We start from the raw sequence: 21,549 nt of genomic DNA, 5'->3' as shown, positions 1-21,549 counted from the left end.
GCGCCCTTTCGCGGTGCGCGCTAACCAGTTTTTTCATCACTCGCATCCACATATTTCCTCATTTTCCTAATCCCGCCCTTGGGCCAACATCGATATCGCCAGCCCGCCGAATGCTGCCCGCCGAAGGGTCCCTGAGAGACCACAGGTCGCAGCCGATTCAGGGCTCGCCGTACTGCCCATGACAAAACTAAATCAACAGCTTTGGGAGTGCTCCATGATCAAGTCCTTGCTTACCCGCGTTGCCCATCCACTGGCGGTCACCGCCATCGCCGCGACGGTCGCCACCAGCGCCCAGGCCGGCACCCTGTCCATCGGTCATACCACCTGGGTCGGCTACGGCACCCTGTACCTGGCCCAGGACCTCGGCTACTTCAAGGAGAACGGTTTGACCGTCGAGTTGCCGGTGGTCGAAGAAGCGGCGATGTACATGGCCGCACAAGCTTCCGGCGAGTTGTCCGGCTCGGCGTCGACCATCGACGAGGTGCTCAAGTACCGTCCGCAATTCTGCTTCAAGGCCGTGGCCGCGCTGGACGACAGCCATGGTGGCGACGGCGTGCTGGTAGGCAAGGACGTCAAGAGCCTGCAAGAGCTCAAAGGCCAGGCCGTGGCGGTGAACGAAGGTTCGACCTCGCAGTTCTGGTTGTCGTATCTGCTGAAAAAGAACGGCATGAAAATGAGCGACATCACCGTGCAGAACATGACGGCCGACGACGCCGCCACCGCGTTCATCGCCGGTCGCGTACCGGCTGCCGTGACCTGGGAGCCGCACCTGTCGATGGTTCGCGACAAGCAGCAGGGCAAGGTGCTGATCGACAGCAGCAGCACACCGGGGGTGATCGTCGACGTGGTCGCACTGAACTGCACCGTGATCGAAAAACAGCCGGAAGACGTCAAGGCCCTGGTGGCCGGTTTGTACAAAGCCGTGCAGTACACCAAGGATCATCCGCAGGAAGCCTACAAAATCATGGCCAAGGGTGTTGGCGGTTACCTGGCCGATCCGAAGGAACTGGAAGCCGCAGCGCAAGGCGTGCGTTTCTACGATCAGGCCATGAGCGAAAAACTGCTGGGCGCGCCGGGCAAACCGGGTGACAGCGCACCGCTGATCAAACTGGCCAACGAGACCGCCAGCGAGCTGCAAGGCAAGCCCTACAACGTCAGCAATGACGACCTGATCGACAACCGTTTCGTCACCCCGCTCTAGGAGGCTGCATGTTCAAGCGCAATTCATGGCTGAGCCGTTGCATCACGCCCAAGACCGGTTTGCCGGTCTCGGTGATCTGGAGCGCGAGCGGCCTGGCCTGGGTGCTGTTGGTCGGCCTGTGGGCCGGCTTGTCCTACGGCGGCGTGGTGCCGGGCATGTTCCTGCCGACGCCGGGCGCGGTGGTCGAGGCCGCCGTGCGCCTGGGTCGCGACGGCACCCTCGGCCAGCATGTGTGGGCCAGTGTCGAAGTAGTGATGGTCGGTTTCATCGTGTCCTCCCTGGTGGCGGTGCCGTTGGGGCTGTTGATGGGCAGCTTCCGCATCGTCCAGGCCTTTCTTGAGCCGCTGGTGAATTTCATTCGCTACCTGCCGGTGACCTCGTTCGTGCCGCTGTTCATCCTGTGGATCGGCATCGGTCTGGAGCAGCGGGTGTCGGTGATCATCTTCGGCGTATTTTTCCAGCAATTGGTGATGATCGCGGACGTGTCCAAAGGCATCTCCAAGGACCTGATCAACGCCTCCTACACCCTGGGTTCCAACCGTCGTGATGCGGTGCTGCACGTGATCGCTCCGGCTTCCTTGCCAGGTGTGCTCGACACCCTGCGCGTGACCATGGGCTGGGCCTGGACTTACCTGGTGGTGGCTGAACTGGTCGCCGCTTCCAGTGGCCTGGGTTACCTGAGCCTCAAGGCCATGCGTGGCTTCCAGGTGGATGTGATTTTCCTCGCCATCGCGATCATCGGTCTGCTGGGCCTGGTCACCGATCAACTGTTCCGTTTCCTACGTCTGAGGATCACCGCATGGGCTCAGTAACCGCCGCCACTCATCGTTTTACCGCCCCTCATGCTGCCCCGGCGAACGCGCCACGGTTGCAAGTGGACAAGGTCAGCCTGAGTTACAAGAAGCCCGATGGCGGTACCTTTACCGCGTTGGAGGAAGTGTCGTTCGAGGTGCCGGACCAGCAATTCGCCGTACTGGTCGGACCTTCGGGTTGCGGCAAGTCGAGCCTGCTGTACCTCACCGCCGGCCTGGCCGAACCGACCTCGGGCGAGATTTACGTCGGCGGCCAACAGGTGGAAGGCCCCGGTGCGGATCGCGGCATGGTGTTCCAGAGCTACACGCTGTTTCCGTGGCTGACGGTGCGGCAGAACGTCGAGTTCGGCCTCAAGCGGCGCGGCATGCCGGCGGCGCAGCGCAAGGACATCGTTGATTACTACGTCAACGAAGTGGGCCTGAGCGGCTTTGCCGACAACTACGCCAAGCAGTTGTCTGGTGGCATGATGCAGCGCGTCGCCATCGCCCGCGCGCTGGCCAATGACCCGCAAATCCTGTTGATGGACGAACCCTTCGGCGCCCTCGACAGCCAGACGCGCCTGCAAATGCAGCAGTTGTTGTTGCGGGTGTGGGGCAACAGCAAGAAGACCGTGTTGTTCGTGACCCACGACATCGACGAGGCGATCCTGCTCGGCGACCGGGTGTATGTGATGGGCGCCAGGCCTGGGCGGATCAAGCAGATTCTGGATGTACCGATTGAGCGCCCACGCAACCTCGATATGGTCATGGAGCGCTCGTTCATCGAGATGAAGCGCGAGATCTTCGGGCTGCTGCATGATGATCTGGAGGAGGTGCATTAAGTCGGGCATACACAGACCCTGTGGGAGCGAGCAATCTCGCTCCCACAGGTTTTGTGTCTGGCTGGAGTGAGGTGCTACGGCGCAGCCGGCAGCAGGAACCGCGCAATCACTGGCAGGTGATCGGAGATACGCAACGTATCATCCTGGCGCACCATTGCCTCCACCCGTTTGATCCGCGGGCTGTAGAACAGGTAGTCGACGGTCCGGTCCGGGCCGTTCAGCCCGGGATCGTTCGGGTAATGGGTCAGCCAGCGTTCGCGGTCGATACCACTGGCTTCGTTGTTGGTCGGGATCATCGGGTACTTGTCCCACAGCAGGTGCAACGGGCTGTCGGCGGAGTAGGGCGCGCGTTGCGCATCGGACAGGCGTCGATACTGGCCCAGCGGCAACAGGTTGAAATCCCCACCGATCAGCCACGGCGTGCCACGGCTTTCGAATTTATCGAGGGTCCTGGCCACGGCGTTCACCTGGTTTTGCAAGTAGTTGTCGGCTTGGCTGGCGCGGTCCAGATGGGTATTGAGCACCGCTATTTGCCCGCCATCACTCAACGGCAAGTAGCTCACCAGCAAGGCATCTCTGGGTTTGAATTGGCGGCTGAGCGGATTGCCCGAGGCGACTGGCAACTGCAGCCGTTCGGCATGTTCGATCTGGTAACGGCTCAGGGTCGCCAGTTGCCGGCCGACACTGCCGAAGATGTGCGGGTCCGGCACGAAGTCGGCCTTCCAGTCGAACGCGCTGGTGCCACACGGATACAAGTCGGCGAGCCGTTCTTGCAGCAGTTTGAACTGGTGTTGGTAATCGCTGGCCTTGGCGCCGTCGTCCAGTTCCTGCAACAGCACGATGTCCGGCTGTTCGTCGCGAATCACCCGCGCCACTTCGTCGAGGCTGAAGGCCATGTCTTCCGCTGTGGGGCGTTCGTCGGTGCCGGCGGCCAGGTCATTCCAGAATACGTAACGCTTGCCGGCCAGGGACTGGACGTTCCAGGTCATCACCTTCAACGCCTGCCCGGGGACCAGGGAGGGGGCATGGGCACTGCAACTGACGGGCAACACTTCTTTGGCATCAGGGCGCCAGGTCAGGCTGTAGATCATCACGGCGATCAGGCCGGTCACGATCAGCAGGCCCAGCAGGGTGTAGCGCAGTAGACGGGTCATGGCTCGGCTTATTAGCGTTACAAAATTGCTCCCGAGCATACCCGAGAGCGATGGCCGCGCCCAAGGTCAGAGCGCGCTGTCATTTCTCTCAGGCAACGGGTTGATCAGCATGAACAGCCGGAACAGCACCACACTGGTAAACAGCTGCAGGAAACTGTGGGCGCTGTCGATCAGCAGCGAGATCACCGGGTTCTGAGGTTCCGGGTACACCGCCAGGGTGGCCCCCTTGAGCAGCCACAACGGCCCCATCACACACAGAATGCACAACAGGATGCGCAGGAAGTGACCTTTGGTCATGCGCAGGCTTTCCTTCATGGCCGCCAGCGGCGCCAGGCCGCGCAACACCAGCAGGTATTCGCCAAACGCCAGGGTCACCATCAGGTAGATACCCGGCAGGAAATACAGCGACAGGCCCAGCAGAATCAGCACGGTATTGAGCGCCGTCAGCAGGGCGAAGCGTGGCCACAGGTAGGCGGACCTAGACAGCAGCTCGCGGTTGCTCGGCGATTCGCCGCGGCTGCGGGCGTCGAGAAACAGAATCAGCGCGGCGGTGTACAGCGGGTACACCAGCAAACCGACAATCACGCTGATGCCGGGGAAACTGTCCGGCTCCGTGGAGTGGTCGACCACTTGTTGCAACAGCGCCTCAAGCATTATCAGCGGCAGGCACAGTTGCACGATCTGGCCCAGATTGCGCTTGAAGAAATACAGGGAGTCACGCAGCACATCTAACGGATTCATCAGTTGGTATCGCAGGTTGGAAGCAGTGGCTCACTTTAACCGATCAAGTGCTCGGGGACGCAAACGTAAACGTTCGGTAAAGGACATTGAAACATCTTGTTTCAGCCTCCATTAAGGTTGGGCACCTTATCCTCATCGGATAAAGGCAACGATTTCCCCGGCAATCTACGAGGTCGCCATGAACAGCGAAGAACAAACCCTGATCGATGGACTGTTTTCCCGGCTGCAACAGGCCGAAACGGACTCAGCCCCGCGCGACGTCCAGGCCGAGGCGCGGATCAAGGAACACCTGACGCGCCAGCCCGCGGCCGGTTATTTCATGACCCAGGCGATTCTGGTGCAAGAGGCGGCGATCAAGAGCCTCGATGAGCAGAACAAACAACTGACCCAGCAAGTCCAGCAGCTGCAGGCCGAACTGCAACAGACCAAGGCCCAGGCGACCCCGGCTCCTGCGCCGAGTAGTGGTGGCTTTTTGTCGAGCATCTTTGGCGGCAGCTCCCGTGAGCCACAGCCCGCGCCAACCCAGAGTGCACCGCCGTCGAGCGGTGGCTGGCGTGAGCCGGGACGCTCGTCGTTCGGTTCGCAACCGCCACAGCAGAACTTCGGCGCGCCGCCGCAAAACTATCCACAGCAGGGCTATGCGCCGCAACAACAGGCTCCGGCAGCGGCCGGCAGCAGTTTCCTCGGTGGTGCGTTGAAAACCGCCGCTGGCGTGGCGGGTGGCGTGATGCTGGCACAAGGCATCAGCAGCCTGTTCCATCACAATCAGCAACCGGAAGTCGTCGAAGTCATCAAGGAAGAGCCGGCCCAGGTCAACGACCAGGGCAACAATGGCTGGGGCGATGACCAGCGTATGGCCGGTAACGATTCCTACAGTAACGATCAGGGCGGGTTCAGCGACGCCGACTACAGCGATGACAGCTCATCGTTCTTTGGCGGCGACGACGATTCCTTCGTCTGACACATATGTGGCAAGGGAGCTTGCTCCCTTGCCACATAGCCGATTATTCGCGGAACAATCCTCCGGGCTGGCATACTGGGCAACTTTTCGGGCCTGGTGCCTGATTCAGCCTTGAGGAAAGCCGGTGAAAAAAATCGCAGTGTTCGCCGATGTCCAGAACCTCTACTACACCGTGCGTCAGGCCTATGGTTGTCACTTCAACTACGCCGCACTGTGGGCTGACATCAGCAAACAGGGCGAGATCGTCGAAGCCTACGCCTACGCCATCGACCGTGGCGACAGCAAACAGCAGCAGTTCCAGCAGATCCTGCGCAACCTCGGTTTCACCGTGAAGCTCAAGCCGTACATCCAGCGCAGCGATGGTTCGGCCAAGGGCGACTGGGACGTGGGCATTACCCTCGACATCATGGATGCCGCCGACCATGTCGATGAAATCGTCCTGGCCTCCGGCGACGGTGATTTCGACATGCTGCTCGAACGCATCATCAGCAAACACGGGGTGCAGGCGGTGGCCTACGGTGTGCCGGGCCTGACCGCCAACTCGCTGATCCGCGCCGCCAGCCGCTACGTGCCGATCGAAGGCGCGTTGCTGCTCAAGAATTGATTTTTACGGAGTTGAACCAGGTTTGGAACGCATAGCAGTCATCGACTTTGAAACCACCGGGATCTCCCCGAGCAGCAGTTGCCGGGCCACGGAAATCGCCGTGGTGATCCTTGAACAGGGGCGCATTGTCGAGCGTTACCAAAGCCTGATGGACGCCGGCGTGCGCGTCCCGGCCTTCATCGAACAACTCACCGGCATCAGCAACGCCATGCTGCGCACCGCGCCGTCGGCGGAGCAGGTGATGAACGAGGTGAATGAGTTCGTCGGCTGCACCCCGTTGCTCGCGCACAATGCCGCGTTCGACCAGAAGTTCTGGGACTTTGAACTCGGGCGAATCAAACGCACCCGCTTGCAGAACTTTGCCTGCTCGCTGCTGCTGGCCCGCCGCCTGATGCCCGCCGCGCCGAACCACAAACTCGGCACCCTCACCACCTTCGCCAACCTGCCCCACACCGGCAAGGCCCACCGGGCCATGGCCGATGCCGAGATGGCGGCCAACCTGACGGCGCATCTGGCTGAAGAGTTGCGCCAGAAGCATGGTTTGCGCGAGCTGTCCCATGACTTGCTGTGCAAGTTGCAGAAGGTCCCGGCGGCGAAAGTGGGCGAGCACCTAAAGCGTTATCGCTGATCCCGAAAACACCGCAAATCCCCACATTTTGATCTGCTGTGGTCTTGGGTTTATTTGCCATTCCCCTCAATGTGCCCCAACGGCACCCGCTTCTCTATCGCACTCGACAACACAATCGACGTCTTGCTGAACCCGAACGTGGCAATCCGGTTGATCAACTCTTCCAACTCCGGCATCGAGCCCACCGCCGCCTGCATGATCACGCACGGGTCACCGGTCACCCGATGGCATTCGGTCAATTGCGGGATTTTGATCAGGTCGTCGTAGGCTTTCTGGTTGCCGTGCTGGTTCAGGCGCAGTTCGATCACGCACTGGATCGGCAGGCCGAGCTTGGCCATGTCGACCTTCGCCTGATAACCGGTGATCACGCCGCTGGCTTCGAGCTTGGCCACGCGCTCGGCCACGGCCGGGGCAGACAGGTTGACCTTGCGCGCCAGGTCCGCGTAGGACGCGCGACCGTTTTCCAGCAGGGCGCTGAGCAGCATGCGGTCGTACTTATCCATCGGGGTGACTCCTGAAAATGGCCGACTTTCGAAAACACGGTTTATAGCGCTGAACTCCGTGTTTTGAAAAGTGTACCGGCGCTTTAAACAGGTTTTGTAACTTATTTTTCGGCGCTGGCCTTTCTAGAATAGCCGTTCACTTGTCCTTGCCTGTGAGCTGCCCCCATGTCCGGCCTTCGTCGCTTTCCCTTACCCTTGATCGCAGCCTTCTTCGCCTTGTATGTGATTTGGGGCTCGACCTACCTGGTGATCCGCATTGGCGTGGAATATTGGCCGCCACTGCTGCTTGCCGGCATCCGCTTCGTGATCGCCGGGACCTTGATGTACGCCTTTCTGCGCTGGCGCGGGGCGCCGGCACCGACCTGGGCGCAGTGGAAAGCTGCCGGGATCATCGGGATTTTGCTGCTGGCGTGCGGCAACGGCGCGGTGAGCGTGGCCGAGCATACGGGCGTGGCCTCCGGGGTGGCGGCTTTGGCGGTGGCGACGGTGCCGCTGTTTACCTTGCTGTGCGGATATTTCTGGGGCGCGCGTAATACCCGTCTGGAATGGGCCGGGATTGTGCTCGGCTTGATCGGCATCGCCATGCTCAACCTGGGCTCCAACCTGCAATCGAGCCCTCTGGGTGCGGCCTTGCTGATATTCGCGGCGGCGACCTGGGCCTTCGGCTCGGTATGGAGCAAGCACCTGCCGCTGCCCCAAGGCGCGATGGCCAGCGCTGTGGAAATGCTGGTGGGCGGTGTGGTGTTGCTGATTGCCAGCGCAGTCAGCGGTGAGCACCTGGAAAAGCTGCCACCGATCGAAGGTTGGGCTGCGCTGGCGTACCTGACGGTGTTCGGTTCGATCATCGCCTTCAACGCCTACATGTACCTGCTGAAACACGTGCGCCCGGCGGCGGCCACAAGCTATGCCTACGTCAACCCGGCGGTGGCGGTGTTGCTGGGGATCGTGTTTGTCGGCGAAACCATCGGTATCGAAGAGGCCCTGGCGATGGCGGTCATCATCAGCGCCGTGGTGTTGATTGGCCTGCCGCAGTGGCGTCGCACGCCAGAGCGGCCAGTGGTGGCGAAGGCAGTACCGACAGAATCCCGTGTGAATTAGGGTAAACTGCGCGCCATTGCACACTCGTTTGCACAACCGCGCTGAATTTTCCTACGGTACTCCCATGACTTTCGCCACTCTTGGCCTGATCGAACCCTTGCTGCGCTCTCTCGAGACGCTCGGCTACCAGACTCCGACGCCGGTTCAGGCGCAAGCCATTCCGGCGGTGCTGGCCGGTCGCGACCTGATGGCCGCCGCCCAGACCGGCACCGGCAAGACTGCCGGTTTCGCCCTGCCGCTGTTGCAACTGCTGGCCATGGAAGGGCCGAAAGTCACCGCCAACTCGGTCCGCGCGCTGATCCTGGTACCGACCCGCGAGCTGGCCGAGCAGGTTCACGAAGCCGTGCGCCAGTACGCCGAGAATCTGCCGCTGCGTACTTACGCGGTGTACGGCGGGGTCAGCATCAACCCGCAAATGATGAAGCTGCGCAGCGGTGTCGACCTGTTGGTGGCGACCCCGGGCCGCTTGCTCGACCTGTTCCGCCAGAACGCGCTGAAGTTCAACCAACTGCAGACCCTGGTGCTGGACGAAGCTGACCGCATGCTCGATCTGGGTTTTTCCGAGGAGCTGGCGAACATTTACCGCGCGCTGCCTTCGAGACGTCAGACGCTGCTGTTCTCCGCGACCTTCTCCGATGACATCCGCCTGCTGGCCGGGCAGATGCTCAACGATCCGCTGACCATTGAAGTCAGCCCGCGCAACGTCGCGGCCAACACCGTCAAGCAGTGGATCGTGACGGTGGACAAGAAGCGCAAGCCGGAACTGTTCGTGCATCTGATGCGCAAGGGCAAGTGGAAGCAGGTGCTGGTGTTCGCCAAGACCCGCAACGGCGTGGACGCGCTGGTGGATAAACTTCAGGGCCTGGGCATCAATGCCGACGGTATCCATGGCGACAAACCCCAGGCGACTCGTCAGCGCGCACTGGACCGTTTCAAGGCGAGTGAAGTGCAGATTCTGGTCGCCACCGATGTGGCGGCCCGTGGCTTGGACATCGAAGACCTGCCGTTGGTGGTCAACTTCGACTTGCCGATCGTCGCTGAAGACTACATCCACCGCATCGGTCGTACCGGCCGCGCGGGTTCGACGGGCGAGGCGATTTCCCTGGTCTGCGCCGATGAAGTGAATCTGCTGTCGGCCATCGAGACGCTGACCCGCCAGACCTTGAAGCGGCAGAACGAGCCGGACTTCGAACCTGAACACCGCGTGCCGGACACCGATGCCAGTGGCCAGGTCGTCAAGAAGCCGAAGAAACCGAAGAAGCCCAAGGCTTCCGGTGGTGGCGGTGGTAAACGCAATCTGGGTCGGTGGGTTGATAGCGGAGAGGTTGCGCCGGCAGAGCCTTCGATCAAGCCTGTGCGCAAGGTGCCGGTGTTCAATACCGGGCCGCGTAAGCGCAAGCCTTGATTTTTCCCGGCGTCTGTTAAGCCGCCATCGCGAGCAGGCTCGCTCCTACAGTAGGAATGCATTTTTCTGTAGGAGTGAGCCTGCTTGCGAAGGGCGCGCCTCGGTCTTCAGCCCTTGCGCTGCAACCACTCAATCATTCCAATTCCGGCCGCCCGCCCACTGGCAAAACACGCAGTCAGCAGATAGCCGCCCGTCGGCGCTTCCCAGTCGAGCATTTCCCCGGCGCAAAACACGCCAGGCAGTTGCTTGAGCATCAATCGCTCATCCATCGCTTCAAACAACACGCCACCCGCGCTGCTGATGGCCTCGTCCAGTGGACGGGTTTTCACCAGCGTCAGTGGCAATGCCTTGATCGATTTGGCCAGCAAGGCCATGTCGGCAAAGCAGTCGGCGCTGGTCAGCTCACGCAATAGCGCCGCTTTGACCCCATCGATGCCCAACTGACTGTGCAGGTGCTTGGCCATGGAGCGCGATCCCCGGGGCTTGCTCAACGCCGCCTGAACTTTATCCACAGGCCGGCCCGGCAACAGGTCAAAATGAATGGTTGCCGAGCCGTGCCGGTTGATTGCCTCGCGGATCGGTGCCGACAGGGCGTAGATCAAGCTGCCTTCGATCCCGGTGGCGGTAATCACACATTCGCCGAGTCGCGGCACGTCGTCGTTAAGGCCGATGGCGATGTTTTTCAGCGGCGCGCCGGCGAATTTGCTGACCATCAACTCGCTCCAGGCCTGCACCTCGAAGCCGCAATTGCTCGGTTGCAACGGCGCCAGTCCGACACCGTGTTGCTCCAGTGGCAGCATCCAAGCACCGTCCGAACCCAGCCGCGACCAACTGCCGCCACCGAGGGCGAGCAGGATGGCATCGGCTTGCACGGCTTTTTCGCCTTCCGGGCTGTCGATGCGCAAACCGCCACGCTCGTCCCAGCCGAGCCAGCGGTGGCGGGTGTGGATAACTACGCCGCTGTCGCGCAGGCGCTTGAGCCAGGCGCGCAGCAGCGGTGCGGCCTTCATGTCGGTGGGGAATACCCGGCCGGAGCTGCCGACGAAGGTTTCGATGCCCAGGTCATGAATCCACTGGCGCAGCGCTTCGGCGCCGAAGCTGCGCAGCAGCGGGGCGATCTGCGGGGCGCGTTCGGCGTAGCGCGAGAGAAACGCCGGGTAGGCTTCGGAGTGTGTGATGTTCATGCCGCCGACGCCGGCCAGGAGGAATTTTCGTCCGACCGAGGGCATGCCGTCGTACAGGTCGACCTTGATCCCGGCCTGGCTCAACACTTCGGCCGCCATCAGACCGGCGGGGCCACCGCCGATGATGGCGACGTGAGGGGGGAGGGCTGACGAGGATCGGGTCATGGGATGCGCTGCGGTCTGGCGGGATAAGCCGGGCATTCTACCAGCCCCGTCCCACAGGGGGCGGTGGTGTTTGCTAATGCTGGTTAAAAAACAACCACCGTTCTGTAGCCTATACGCAGCATGGGCTGCAGGCCCTTTCACTCAGGTTATCCACAGGCAGTTCCACAGGCATTGTGGGTAAAGCATCCACAGCTCAGTGACAACCTGATGACTGCCAGACGCGCTGCGCGCTGTGATGAAGGATGCCGTGACGGCGGGCCAGGGCCTGGCGGTCCTTGCTGTAGCCGCCGCCGATTACCCCGACCACAGGAATGTCACGGCCCAGGCAATGGCGCATCACGCTTTCATCGCGGGCGGCGACGCCTTCGTCTGTCAGCTTCAGATAACCCAGGGCGTCGTCCTTATGCACATCGACCCCGGCGTCATACAGCACCAGGTCCGGTTGGTAGAGCGGCAGCAGGTAGTTGAGTGCATCGTCCACCACCTTCAGATAGTCGGCATCGCCCATGCCGTTGGGCAGCGGAATGTCCCAGTCACTTTCGGCCTTGCGCGCAGGAAAATTCTTTTCGCAGTGCAGGGAAACGGTCACCGCCTCCGGAGTGTTGTGCAGTATTCGTGCGGTCCCGTCGCCCTGATGTACGTCGCAATCGAAGATCAGCACCCGATTCACCCGACCACTTTCCAGCAGGTAATGACTGATCACCGCCAGGTCATTGAAGATGCAGAAGCCGGCCGGGTAGTCGTAGTGCGCATGGTGGGTGCCGCCCGCCAGGTGGCAGGCCAGACCATGCTCCAGCGCCTGCTCGGCCGCGAGCAACGAGCCACCGACCGCCCGCACCGTACGCCGGGCCAGGGCTTCGTTCCAGGGCAGGCCGAGGCGGCGCTGGTCTTCGCGGGATAATTCGCCACTCATGTAGCGCTCGATATACGAAGGGTCATGGGCGAGGGCGAGAATCTCTGTAGGGCACAGCTCCGGGCGCAGCAGGTCCGCGTCGCGGGTCAGGCCGCTGTCCACCAGGTGATCGCGCAACAGGCGAAACTTGTCCATGGGAAAGCGGTGATCCGCCGGAAACTCGGGGCTGTAGTCTTCGTGATAAATCAGCGGGAGCGGCATGATGATTTCATTCAGGAATGAGAGAAGGATCCTACCAGCGTTGTAGACTTGCGGCATGCAAACGGAGGGCGGGGAGCAATGGAGCCAATACTGGAACTTGAAAGCGCTCGGCTGCTGTTGCGCCAGTGGCGCGATGAAGATTTACCTGACTTTGCGGCGATGTGTGCCGATCCGCAGGTGATGCGCTATTTCCCGGCAACCTTGAGCCGGCTGGAAAGCGCATCATTGATCGGGCGAATCCGTGGTCATTTCGCCGAGCATGGTTATGGTCTCTGGGCTTTGCAGCGCAAGGACTCTGGTCAGTTCATCGGGTTTACCGGGCTTGGCGTGGTCGGTTTCGACGCACCGTTTACCCCGGCCACGGAAATCGGCTGGCGCCTGGCCCGCGAGCACTGGGGCTTGGGTTACGCCAGTGAAGCGGCGTGGACCGCTCTGCGCTGCGGGTTCGACCGTTTGCCGCTGAAAGAGCTGGTGGCCTTCACCACGCAAACCAATCTGCCATCAGAGAAAGTCATGCAGGCCATCGGCATGCACCATGATCCGGAAAATGACTTCGATCACCCGCGACTCGAAGCCGATCATCCGTTGCGTCGGCATGTGCTGTATCGCATTAGCCGCGAGCAATGGCTGCAAACCTTGCATGGATAACCTGACACGGACGTTTACAATGGCCCTCATGGGCCGAGTCCAGAAACTGAATCGAGCGTTGCAGCCAAGGCTGCGCGGCAATGTTTTGCGTGAGGAGCATCTGAATGAGCCAAGTGTTGGATGATCTGGTCGACCTGCTGACCCTGGAACCGATCGAAGAAAACCTGTTCCGTGGCCGTAGCCAGGACCTGGGCTTTCGTCAGCTGTTCGGTGGTCAGGTGCTCGGCCAGTCGCTGTCGGCGGCCAGTCAGACGGTGGAAGAGGCGCGCCATGTGCATTCGATGCACGGCTATTTCCTGCGTCCGGGCGATGCCGGATTGCCGGTGGTGTATCAGGTTGACCGGGTGCGTGACGGTGGCAGTTTCAGTACGCGTCGGGTGACGGCGATCCAGAAGGGCCACCCGATTTTCACCTGCAGTGCGTCGTTCCAGTACGACGAAGAAGGCTTCCAGCACCAGAGCGAAATGCCGCAAGTGGTCGGTCCGGAAAACCTGCCATCGGAGCTGGAGATCACCCAGCAGCGCGCGCACCTGATCCCCGAGAAAATGCGCGAAAAACTGCTGTGCCCGAAGCCGATCGAATTTCGCCCGGTGACCGAGAAAGATCCCTACAACCCGCTGCCCTCCGACCCGGTCAAGTACGTCTGGTTCCGCGCCGACGGGGCGTTGGCCGATTCGCCGGCGCTGCATAAATACCTGCTGGCCTATGCATCGGATTTCGGTCTGCTGGTCACCTCGATGCAGCCCCACGGCAAGTCGGTCTGGCACAAGGACATGCAGGTCGCCAGCCTCGATCACGCGCTGTGGTTCCACCAGGATCTGCGCGCCGATGACTGGTTGCTCTACGCGATGGACAGTCCGTGGGCCGGCAACTCCCGTGGATTCTCCCGTGGCAGCGTGTTCAACCGCGCCGGGCAACTGGTGGCCTCGGTCACCCAGGAAGGCTTGATCCGTCACCGCAAGGATTGGGCATGAGCCTGGCCGACGTGCGTCACTGGGTGTTCGACATGGACGGCACCCTGACCGTGGCCGTGCACGACTTCGCGGCGATTCGCGTGGCGTTGGCGATCCCTGCCGAACACGACATCCTGACCCACCTCGCCGCACTGCCGGCCGAGGAGGCTGCGGCCAAACATGCATGGCTGCTGGAGCATGAGCGGGACCTGGCCCTCGGTTCGCAACCGGCACCGGGTGCGGTGGAGTTGGTGCGCGAACTGGCCGGGCGCGGGTATCGCCTGGGCATTCTCACGCGCAATGCCCGGGAGCTGGCCCATGTCACGCTGGAGGCCATTGGCCTGGCCGACTGCTTTGCGCTCGAGGATGTGTTGGGCCGCGATGATGCACCGCCCAAGCCGCATCCGGGCGGGCTATTGAAACTGGCCGAAGCGTGGAAGGTGCCGGCGAGCGAGATGGTGATGGTTGGTGATTACCGCTTCGATCTCGATTGCGGGCGGGCAGCGGGAGCGCGGACTGTGCTGGTGAATCTGCCGGATAATCCATGGCCGGAATTGACCGATTGGCATGCGGCGGATTGTGTGGCGTTGCGTCAAATGCTTTGCGCTTGAAGAAAATGTTGCCTGCTAATCCGCCATCGCGAGCAAGCTCGCGATGGCGTCAGTTCAAGCCCCGAAAAACCTACTGCCCAAACAACGCCTTCTGCCCCTCCGGCGAGGTAAACATCCCATCCCCGTCATGCCCGACCCCGGGCACTTCAATCAGTTGCTGCTTCAACCCTTGCGGTTGCAGCCGCTTCAGATAATCGAAGTAAAAACGCCCGCGGGCCAATCGAGAGGGCCCTTGCGCGCTGGCCTCACAGCTTTTATCCAGCGCCGGATGATTAGCGTCGGTGTCCTGCTGCCCCAGCAGATAAACGACTTCACGCTTGAGGTAACTTTCCTGCAACTGCGCGGCGGTTTGTCCTTCGGCGTAGGCTGGTAAATCCGTCAGCCCATATTTCCAACGATCGAATTGCGGGCAACCGGCGTGGCTGAACGCCACCGGTCGACGCTCATCGAAATAAGCGTAGGAGGACGGATTGGCGATCACGTAGCGCACCTGCACGCCGGCCGCATCTAGGTCGGATTGCGCGTGACCGAGCAATGCATAGCGCTGAACCACCTGCGCGCCACCGGAGTGCCCGGCGATGACGATTTGCTTCACATCCGGAAACTGCTGACGGTCACCCAAGCGGGCGATGATTTCGTCGAGCGCCGCGTAGGAGCTCAGCCGAAACGGTGCTGTGGATTCGCCGCCTGCCATCCATTCATTGCCTTGCCAGCGCAAAACGGTGTCGGCCACCGGATGGACCGCAACGTCGGTTTCATTGAGAAATTGCGGGGCAATCACCAGGGTCGTTGCGCTTTGCCCGGCCAGTTCGGCCGCGTGCTCACCGCTCTGCAGATAGGTTTGCGCGTTGCGCAAGCGACCGTGGAGGATGATCAGCACCCGTTCGATTTTTGCCGGGGCGGGGCTGATGCCCACCGCGATTTCACCTGATTTCAACAGCAGGCGCCCAGAGCTGAGTTCCTTGACCCCATGCTCGGCGGCCTGGGACGTTGCGCAAGTAAACAGAACAACCAACAACCACTTCTTCATTTACAGATTTTTCGCCGCAAAGGTATCGCACTGGCCAACCTGGCCTTGGGCGAAACCGGTTTTGAACCAGCGCACCCGTTGCGCCGACGTACCGTGGGTGAACGAGTCCGGGACCACGCGGCCCTGACCCTGTTGCTGCAAACGATCGTCACCGATGGCGTTCGCTGCGTTCAGTGCTTCTTCGATGTCGCCCGGTTCCAGCCAGTTCAGGCGCTTCTGCGCATGGTTGGCCCAGACACCGGCCAGGCAATCGGCTTGCAGTTCCTGACGAACCAGCAAACCGCCATCGCCCTCCATCTGCCGACCTTGCTGGCGTGCTGCCTGAATTTTCGCGGAAACCCCAAGCAAGGTCTGCACATGGTGTCCGACTTCGTGAGCGATTACGTAGGCCTGGGCGAAGTCGCCCGCGGCGGAAAAGCGTTGGGACATTTCCTGGAAGAACGCCATGTCCAGGTAGACCTTCTGGTCGGCCGGGCAATAGAAGGGGCCGGTCGCCGAGGTGGCCAGACCGCAGGCGGAATTCACGCGGTTGCTGAACAGCACCAGGGTCGGGTCCTTATATTGGCGGCCGGCCTGCTGAAAAATTGTGCCCCAGGTGTCCTCGGTATCGCCGAGGATCGAACGCACGAACTCCGCGCTCTCATCATTGGCCGGCGGTGCCTGTCGACTCTGGTTGGTGGCGGGCGCCGATTGTTGCTCCATTTGCCCGGTCAGTTGTCCAAGGATCTGCAACGGATCCTGGCCGGTGATCCAGCCGATGCCGACAATCAGGAGGATCGCCGTAAGGCTCAGTCCCTTGCCGCCGCCAAAACGCATGCCGCCACCGCCGCCGACCTCATCGCCACGGGCGTCGACCACGTTGTCGCTGCGTCGGCCTTTTTTCCATAGCATGTGGGAATCCTCTTCTGTTCCGGGTAAAGCTCCGTGCGATGAGTGTTGCTGCCAAGTGGGAGCGGCGCCAGTCCGGTCGTCCGTCTTTTTTTCGCGCACAGGCTGATTCCCGGCCACCCGCGAGGGGCTGCCGAGAAGGTTTCAGGTTTGTATTGAACACGGATATCCCGTCGAATTCCGTCCTGCGATAGGTTTTTATCGAGAGAGCGATCGCCGGTCTTGCGGATTATTCGTCGAATGCATCCCATACCGGCGCAAAGTCAGGGTTGACCTGACGATCTCGTTTGTGCCGCATGGTCGATCTCCTTTTCATAAGCAGTGACGCCTGCGATGTGGTGCGCGGCGATGTAGCCGAAGGTCAGCGCCGGGCCAAGGTTGATGCCGCCAGCGGGGTAGTGGCCGCCCATGATGCTGGCCATGTCGCCGCCCGCCGCGTACAGGCCGGCGATGGGTTGCGCCGCGCCATCCAGGACCTGGGCATGTTGGTTGACCTTGAGTCCGGCGAAGGTGCCGAAGCAGCCCGGCTGGACTTTCACGGCATAGAAGGGGCCTTGCTCGATCGGTGCGACGCATGGGTTGGGTCGTTGCAGTGCGTCACCCTGCTTGCGGTTGTAGGGCGTGGAACCACGACCGAACTGCGGGTCCTCGCCGTTGCGCGCGTGGCGGTTGTAGTCCGACACGGTGCTGCGCAAGCCAACCGGGTCGATGCCGCAGGCAGCAGCCAATTCCTCAAGGGTGTTGCCGGTTTTCAGATAGCCGCTGCGGATGAAGGATGACAGCGGCACCGGAAATGGCCGAGAGATGCCCAGGCCATATCGACGCTGAAAGCCATGGGTGCAGATCAGCCACGACGCCACTTCTTCACCCGGCGGAGCGGTGGCGACCATGGCCGTAACGTAGTCGTAGTATCCGTTGGCTTCATTTACGAAGCGCTGGCCGTTGCTCAGCACACCGATGATGCCGGGTTTGCCCCGCTCGATGATGTGCGGGAAGTGCCCCGTGCTGCCGTCGCTGTGCGGCACCTGCGAAACCGGCGCCCAGGCGACGGCGGACGCCATGTCGCTATTGACCCTGGCACCGGCACTTTCGCCCAGGCGCAGGCCATCGCCGCAAACGCCGAGGGGCGGCAAGGCCAGATGCTCATGCCCGGTCGGTGTACGGGGGAACAGTGCCTTGCGGCGTGCGATGTCATTGGCGAAACCACCCGCGGCGAGCACCACGGCCTTGCGTGCATGGATGCGCACCGAGCCTTTGGCGGTGATGACCACTGCACCTCGTACCTGATCATTCTCGCGCAGCAATCGGGTCACGGGCGCTGATTCCCAGAGCGACACGCCGAGGTCATCGGCGGATTTCGCCAGCCGTGCCACCAAGGCCACGCCGTTGACCAGTTGCATCGCCCGGCCATGCATGGCGAGGTCGAACAGGTGCCGGCTGAAACGCCGGGTAACGTGCCAGGCCGCCGACAGTGAGCGGGTCAGGTTGAGGAATGCCGTGAGGTCCGCCCCCGCCATGATCGGCATGCCCATGAACGAGGTTTCCCGCATGGTTTTGCGCAGGCGCTTGAGCAGCGTGCCGACTTTGCGTGCGTCGTAAGGGGCGGCGATCACCGAGCGTCCACCGGTGCCGGCCCCGGGCGTGTCGCCATGAATGTCGGCAATGGCATTGCCGTCGGAAAATTGCAGCGAAGTGTGCTGCTCGAAGAACGACACCATCCGCGGGCCGGCCTCCAGGAAAGCGTCGATCATCGCCGGATCAAAACGCTCGCCCAGTTCGTGCTTCAGGTAAGTACGCGGCAGTTCAACGTCTTCGACGATGCCCGCGCGTCGGGCCAGCGGGTTGCAGGGCACCCAGGCCCAGCCACCGGACCAGGCCGTGGCGCCGCCGAACACCGGGTCCTTTTCCACCACTATGACTTTCAGCCCGTGCCACGCGGCGGTCACGGCCGCCGACAGTCCCGCCGCACCGGAGCCAACGATCAGCACATCGCAGTCGATGTCGGGAAGAAAGTGCGCTTCGGCAGGCATTGTTTGAACTCCGGTGTTTTATTTTTTGTGGAATCTGGTTCCGGAAAATATAAGAATCGGGTGAGGCCGAACAAGTCTGGGGGGCGTAAAACGGGCGGTTATCGAACGGTCAGTTCCAGATTTCGCATTCGTGCGGTTGTCTTCTAGAATCGAGCAAATTTTGCGTGGAAGCGACCATGGCCGGCAGTCAGATCGAACGTGTTTTCAGTGTGCTCGAAAGCCTCACCAGCGATCCCCATGGCCTGCCGATGCAGACCCTGGCGGAGCAACTGGACATCCCCAAGAGCGCGACCCATCGCCTGCTGGCCGAGCTGATCCGCCTCGGTTATGTGCGGCAGAATCCGGATAATTTGCGTTATCACCTCTCGACCAAACTGGTGGCGATGGGCTTCCGTTACCTGTCGAGCAGCGGTACCGATATCGTGCAGCCGGTGCTTGACCGCCTGGCTCAGGCAACCGGCGAGCTGGTGCGTCTCGGGGTGATCGACGGTGAGCGTCAGACCTGGATCGCCAAATCCCAGGGCGCGCGCTCCGGTCTGCGTTACGACCCGGACATGGGCCGCGATGCGCCGTTGTTCTACACAGCCTCGGGGCATGCGTGGCTGGCGTGCATGAGCGATGCCGAAGCCTTGTCGCTGGTGGAACGGCAGGGTGCGCAGGTGCCGGAACATGTGGGGCCGAACGCGCCACGCTCGAACATCGAATTGCTCGAACGCCTGCGTCTGGCGCGGGAGCAAGGCTACGCCTGGGTTGAAGAAAGCTCGGCGGTGGGCACTTCGGCGATTGCGGCAGTGGTGCGCCATCCCGCCGATGGACGGGTGATCGGTGTGCTCAGCATCGCCGGGCCGAGTGCACGGATGCCGGGGGCGCGGCTGCATGAGCTGGCGCCGTTGTTGCTGGCGTACACCGAGGAGTTGTCGGCGGCGAGTTTGGCGTCGGAGTTGTTTGCTTAAGACCCTCGCAAAAAAACTTTGTAGGAGCGAGCTCTTTGTTCAGCTTGAGAAGCTGTGCGCTGTTCGAACACTTTCAGGACAGGTCTGTGTAAGAATCTGGAACCAGGTTCTAAATTATTGGAATTCATCGCTCCAATAACACTCACAAGAGGACCGCATCTTGAATTCGCCACTTCGCATCGCCCTGATCGGTGCAGGCAACATGGGCCAGCAGCACTACCAGCACCTGCAATCCCTGGCTGAAGTGACGTTGTGCGCCGTGGCCGATCCCGGACCGCAGGCGGCCAGTCTTGCGGCTCAATGGGGCGTAGCCTGTTTCGCCGATCATCGTCAGATGCTGGAGCAGGCGAAGCCGGACGCCGTGATAGTCGCCAACCCGAACACGCAGCACGTCAGCACGGCCCTCGATTGCCTCGCGGCCGGTGTGCCGGTATTGCTGGAAAAACCGGTGGGCGTGCACCTGGATGAAGCCAGGGAGTTGGTGGCTGCCTCGAAGGCGACTGGCGTTCCGGTACTGGTCGGACATCACCGCCGGCACAATCCGCTGATCGTCCGTGCCCACGAACTTGTCCACAGCGGCGCATTGGGTCGGTTGACCACGGTCACGGCGCTCTGGCAGTTGCGCAAGCCCGACAGCTATTTCGAAACACCCTGGCGCCGCGAGGCCGGTGCGGGGATGTTGTTGACCAACCTGATCCACGACCTTGATCTGCTGCGGCACTTATGCGGTGAAGTGCGTCAGGTTCAGGCCATCACCAGCAATGCCATTCGCGGGTTTGCCAACGAGGATTGCGCGGCAGTGTTGCTGCAATTCGACAACGGTGCACTGGGCAGCCTGACCGGCTCCGATGCGGTGGCGGCGCCCTGGAGCTGGGAGCTGGATTCGGGGGAGAACCCGGTGTATCCGCGTCATCCTGATCAGCCGTGCTATCTGCTGGCCGGGACAGGTGGGGCGCTGAGCATTCCGCAACTTAAACGCTGGCACTACGACGAAGTCGACGGCGGCTGGCATCAACCGTTGCAGGCAACCCAGGAAAGCTTCAGTGCCGATGAAGCCCTGCGTTTGCAGTTGCAACACTTCGTGCGCGTTGCACGTCGGGAAGTCGAGCCACTGGTGAGTGCCGCCGATGCCGCGCGTACGTTGGCGCTGATCGAAGCCATCCGCGAAGCCGCCGAAACCGGGCGTGCCTGCGCGCCATCCGTGATCGAGGGTTGAGCATGAGCGAGCGTATCTTCTCCCTGGCCAGCCTGACCGTGCTGGAGTTGTCACCGCCCGACATGGTCGAGGTCGCCGCGCGGGCCGGTTACAGCCATGTCGGTTTGCGTCTGGTACCGGCGACTCCGGAGGAGCACCATTTTGCCCTGGTGGCCGACCACGAATTGCGGCGCCAGACCCTGGCGCGTCTGCGCGATACCGGTATTCGGGTGCTGGACGTCGAAATCCTGCGGCTCAAGCCGGAAGCCATCGTCGCCGATTTCGAGAAAATCCTCGCGGTGGGTGCCGAGTTCGGCGCCAGTGAGTTGCTGGTGGCCGGTAACGATCCTGACGAACAGCGGCTGACGCAGCATTTTGCCCAGCTCTGTGATCTGGCAGCAGCCTATGGGCTGCACCCGCACCTGGAGTTCATGCCCTGGACCGATGCGCGCAATCTTCAACAAGCTACGCGCATCGTGGAAAACGCCGGGCGTGAAAACGGCGGCGTATTGGTCGACGCCTTCCACTTCGACCGCTCTGGATCGCGGCTGGAAGATCTGGCCAAAGTTGCCCCCTCACGGTTACGGTATGCACAGTTGTGTGACGTCGCAGGACCACGGCCGGCCGACATGGCGGAGATCTTGCGTCAGGCGCGTAACGAAAGGCGTTTCCCCGGCGATGGCGATTGTGACCTGCCGGGGTTGTTGCGCGGTTTGCCGGCTGACATTCCATTGAGCCTGGAGATTCCCACGGTGCAGTTGCTGGAGCAGGGCGTGAGTGGATTGGACCGGGCGCAGATGGCGCTGGATAAAACCCGGGAATTGTTGGCGCGGCTCTAATCGGTGCTGCG

The 21,549-nt window shown here is 61.8% G+C and carries 22 protein-coding genes; 14 read left to right on the top strand and 8 right to left on the bottom strand.

Annotation, left to right across the window (positions count from 1 at the left end; all coding sequences use genetic code 11):
* Positions 1-214 precede the first annotated feature (214 nt).
* From AABM52_RS26885 to AABM52_RS26875, 3 genes are read left to right on the top strand one after another with little or no spacing between them, the layout of a single operon-like run.
* Positions 215-1,201, top strand: coding sequence for an ABC transporter substrate-binding protein (locus AABM52_RS26885; protein WP_057400544.1), 987 nt, complete (start codon positions 215-217; stop codon positions 1,199-1,201).
* Positions 1,202-1,209: 8 nt separating this feature from the next.
* Positions 1,210-2,013: an ABC transporter permease gene (locus AABM52_RS26880; RefSeq protein WP_007990681.1), complete on the top strand. Its 804-nt coding sequence runs from the start codon at positions 1,210-1,212 to the stop codon at positions 2,011-2,013.
* Positions 2,001-2,834, top strand: coding sequence for an ABC transporter ATP-binding protein (locus tag AABM52_RS26875; protein ID WP_347909287.1), 834 nt, complete (start codon positions 2,001-2,003; stop codon positions 2,832-2,834). Before AABM52_RS26880 ends, AABM52_RS26875 begins: the two co-directional genes overlap by 13 nt.
* A gap of 74 nt (positions 2,835-2,908) precedes the next feature.
* Here AABM52_RS26875 and AABM52_RS26870 read toward each other — a convergent pair whose 3' ends face one another.
* Together AABM52_RS26870 and AABM52_RS26865 are read right to left on the bottom strand one after the other, a co-directional pair.
* Positions 2,909-3,988, bottom strand: coding sequence for an endonuclease/exonuclease/phosphatase family protein (locus AABM52_RS26870; RefSeq protein WP_347909285.1), 1,080 nt, complete (start codon positions 3,986-3,988; stop codon positions 2,909-2,911).
* Positions 3,989-4,054: 66 nt separating this feature from the next.
* Positions 4,055-4,729, bottom strand: a complete 675-nt coding sequence (locus AABM52_RS26865) for a YciC family protein (RefSeq protein ID WP_347909283.1) — start codon at positions 4,727-4,729, stop codon at positions 4,055-4,057.
* A gap of 178 nt (positions 4,730-4,907) precedes the next feature.
* On the opposite strand from AABM52_RS26865, the gene AABM52_RS26860 reads away from it, so the two are divergent.
* From AABM52_RS26860 to AABM52_RS26850, 3 genes are all read left to right on the top strand, one after another.
* Positions 4,908-5,690: a DUF2076 domain-containing protein gene (locus tag AABM52_RS26860; protein WP_347909275.1), complete on the top strand. Its 783-nt coding sequence runs from the start codon at positions 4,908-4,910 to the stop codon at positions 5,688-5,690.
* 124 nt (positions 5,691-5,814) lie between these two features.
* Positions 5,815-6,294 (top strand): NYN domain-containing protein, encoded by a 480-nt coding sequence (locus AABM52_RS26855; RefSeq protein WP_007990686.1) that lies wholly within the window; start codon positions 5,815-5,817, stop codon positions 6,292-6,294.
* A 22-nt stretch (positions 6,295-6,316) separates the two neighbouring features.
* Complete coding sequence (locus AABM52_RS26850) at positions 6,317-6,922, top strand: 3'-5' exonuclease (RefSeq protein WP_347909274.1); 606 nt, start codon at positions 6,317-6,319, stop codon at positions 6,920-6,922.
* Positions 6,923-6,972: 50 nt separating this feature from the next.
* On the opposite strand, the gene AABM52_RS26845 is transcribed toward AABM52_RS26850, so the two are convergent.
* Positions 6,973-7,425, bottom strand: a complete 453-nt coding sequence (locus tag AABM52_RS26845) for an Lrp/AsnC family transcriptional regulator (protein ID WP_007990688.1) — start codon at positions 7,423-7,425, stop codon at positions 6,973-6,975.
* A gap of 165 nt (positions 7,426-7,590) precedes the next feature.
* On the opposite strand from AABM52_RS26845, the gene yedA reads away from it, so the two are divergent.
* Both yedA and AABM52_RS26835 read left to right on the top strand, forming a co-directional pair.
* Complete coding sequence (yedA, locus tag AABM52_RS26840; RefSeq protein ID WP_347909271.1) at positions 7,591-8,523, top strand: drug/metabolite exporter YedA; 933 nt, start codon at positions 7,591-7,593, stop codon at positions 8,521-8,523.
* Positions 8,524-8,587: 64 nt separating this feature from the next.
* The gene (locus tag AABM52_RS26835; protein WP_347909269.1) at positions 8,588-9,928 is read left to right on the top strand and encodes a DEAD/DEAH box helicase; all 1,341 of its coding nucleotides are present in this window, start codon (positions 8,588-8,590) and stop codon (positions 9,926-9,928) included.
* A gap of 107 nt (positions 9,929-10,035) precedes the next feature.
* Here the strand turns inward: AABM52_RS26835 and AABM52_RS26830 are convergent, their stop codons facing one another.
* Positions 10,036-11,277, bottom strand: a complete 1,242-nt coding sequence (locus tag AABM52_RS26830; protein ID WP_347912696.1) for a TIGR03862 family flavoprotein — start codon at positions 11,275-11,277, stop codon at positions 10,036-10,038.
* A gap of 193 nt (positions 11,278-11,470) precedes the next feature.
* A complete protein-coding gene (locus AABM52_RS26825) occupies positions 11,471-12,391 on the bottom strand; it encodes a histone deacetylase (protein WP_347909266.1) in 921 nt (306 codons plus the stop codon).
* Positions 12,392-12,469: 78 nt separating this feature from the next.
* On the opposite strand from AABM52_RS26825, the gene AABM52_RS26820 reads away from it, so the two are divergent.
* From AABM52_RS26820 to AABM52_RS26810, 3 genes are all read left to right on the top strand, one after another.
* Positions 12,470-13,039 (top strand): GNAT family N-acetyltransferase, encoded by a 570-nt coding sequence (locus AABM52_RS26820; RefSeq protein ID WP_347909265.1) that lies wholly within the window; start codon positions 12,470-12,472, stop codon positions 13,037-13,039.
* 104 nt (positions 13,040-13,143) lie between these two features.
* On the top strand, positions 13,144-14,013 hold the full coding sequence (tesB, locus tag AABM52_RS26815) for an acyl-CoA thioesterase II (RefSeq protein ID WP_347909263.1): 870 nt from the start codon (positions 13,144-13,146) through the stop codon (positions 14,011-14,013).
* Positions 14,010-14,603, top strand: coding sequence for an HAD family hydrolase (locus tag AABM52_RS26810; RefSeq protein ID WP_347909261.1), 594 nt, complete (start codon positions 14,010-14,012; stop codon positions 14,601-14,603). The genes tesB and AABM52_RS26810 overlap by 4 nt, the downstream gene beginning before the upstream one ends.
* Before the next feature lie 70 nt (positions 14,604-14,673).
* On the opposite strand, the gene AABM52_RS26805 is transcribed toward AABM52_RS26810, so the two are convergent.
* The 3 genes from AABM52_RS26805 to AABM52_RS26795 all read right to left on the bottom strand — a co-directional run bounded on the left by AABM52_RS26805 (position 14,674) and on the right by AABM52_RS26795 (position 18,551).
* Complete coding sequence (locus AABM52_RS26805) at positions 14,674-15,633, bottom strand: alpha/beta hydrolase (protein ID WP_347909259.1); 960 nt, start codon at positions 15,631-15,633, stop codon at positions 14,674-14,676.
* Complete coding sequence (locus tag AABM52_RS26800; protein ID WP_347909257.1) at positions 15,634-16,524, bottom strand: neutral zinc metallopeptidase; 891 nt, start codon at positions 16,522-16,524, stop codon at positions 15,634-15,636.
* A gap of 260 nt (positions 16,525-16,784) precedes the next feature.
* Complete coding sequence (locus tag AABM52_RS26795) at positions 16,785-18,551, bottom strand: FAD-dependent oxidoreductase (RefSeq protein WP_347909255.1); 1,767 nt, start codon at positions 18,549-18,551, stop codon at positions 16,785-16,787.
* A gap of 176 nt (positions 18,552-18,727) precedes the next feature.
* On the opposite strand from AABM52_RS26795, the gene AABM52_RS26790 reads away from it, so the two are divergent.
* The 3 genes from AABM52_RS26790 to AABM52_RS26780 all read left to right on the top strand — a co-directional run bounded on the left by AABM52_RS26790 (position 18,728) and on the right by AABM52_RS26780 (position 21,538).
* Positions 18,728-19,504 carry an IclR family transcriptional regulator gene (locus AABM52_RS26790; protein ID WP_347909253.1) on the top strand — a complete coding sequence of 259 codons (777 nt, stop codon included), beginning with the start codon at positions 18,728-18,730 and terminating at the stop codon, positions 19,502-19,504.
* A gap of 160 nt (positions 19,505-19,664) precedes the next feature.
* Positions 19,665-20,720: a Gfo/Idh/MocA family oxidoreductase gene (locus AABM52_RS26785; protein WP_347909251.1), complete on the top strand. Its 1,056-nt coding sequence runs from the start codon at positions 19,665-19,667 to the stop codon at positions 20,718-20,720.
* Between the two features lie 2 nt (positions 20,721-20,722).
* On the top strand, positions 20,723-21,538 hold the full coding sequence (locus AABM52_RS26780; protein ID WP_347909250.1) for a sugar phosphate isomerase/epimerase: 816 nt from the start codon (positions 20,723-20,725) through the stop codon (positions 21,536-21,538).
* Positions 21,539-21,549: the final 11 nt, after the last annotated feature.

It is taken from the genome of Pseudomonas grandcourensis (genome assembly GCF_039909015.1).
Taxonomy (GTDB): Bacteria; Pseudomonadota; Gammaproteobacteria; order Pseudomonadales; family Pseudomonadaceae; genus Aquipseudomonas; species Aquipseudomonas grandcourensis.
Note: the sequence above shows the minus strand (reverse complement) of the source record. Positions and strands in the feature narration are given on the sequence as shown.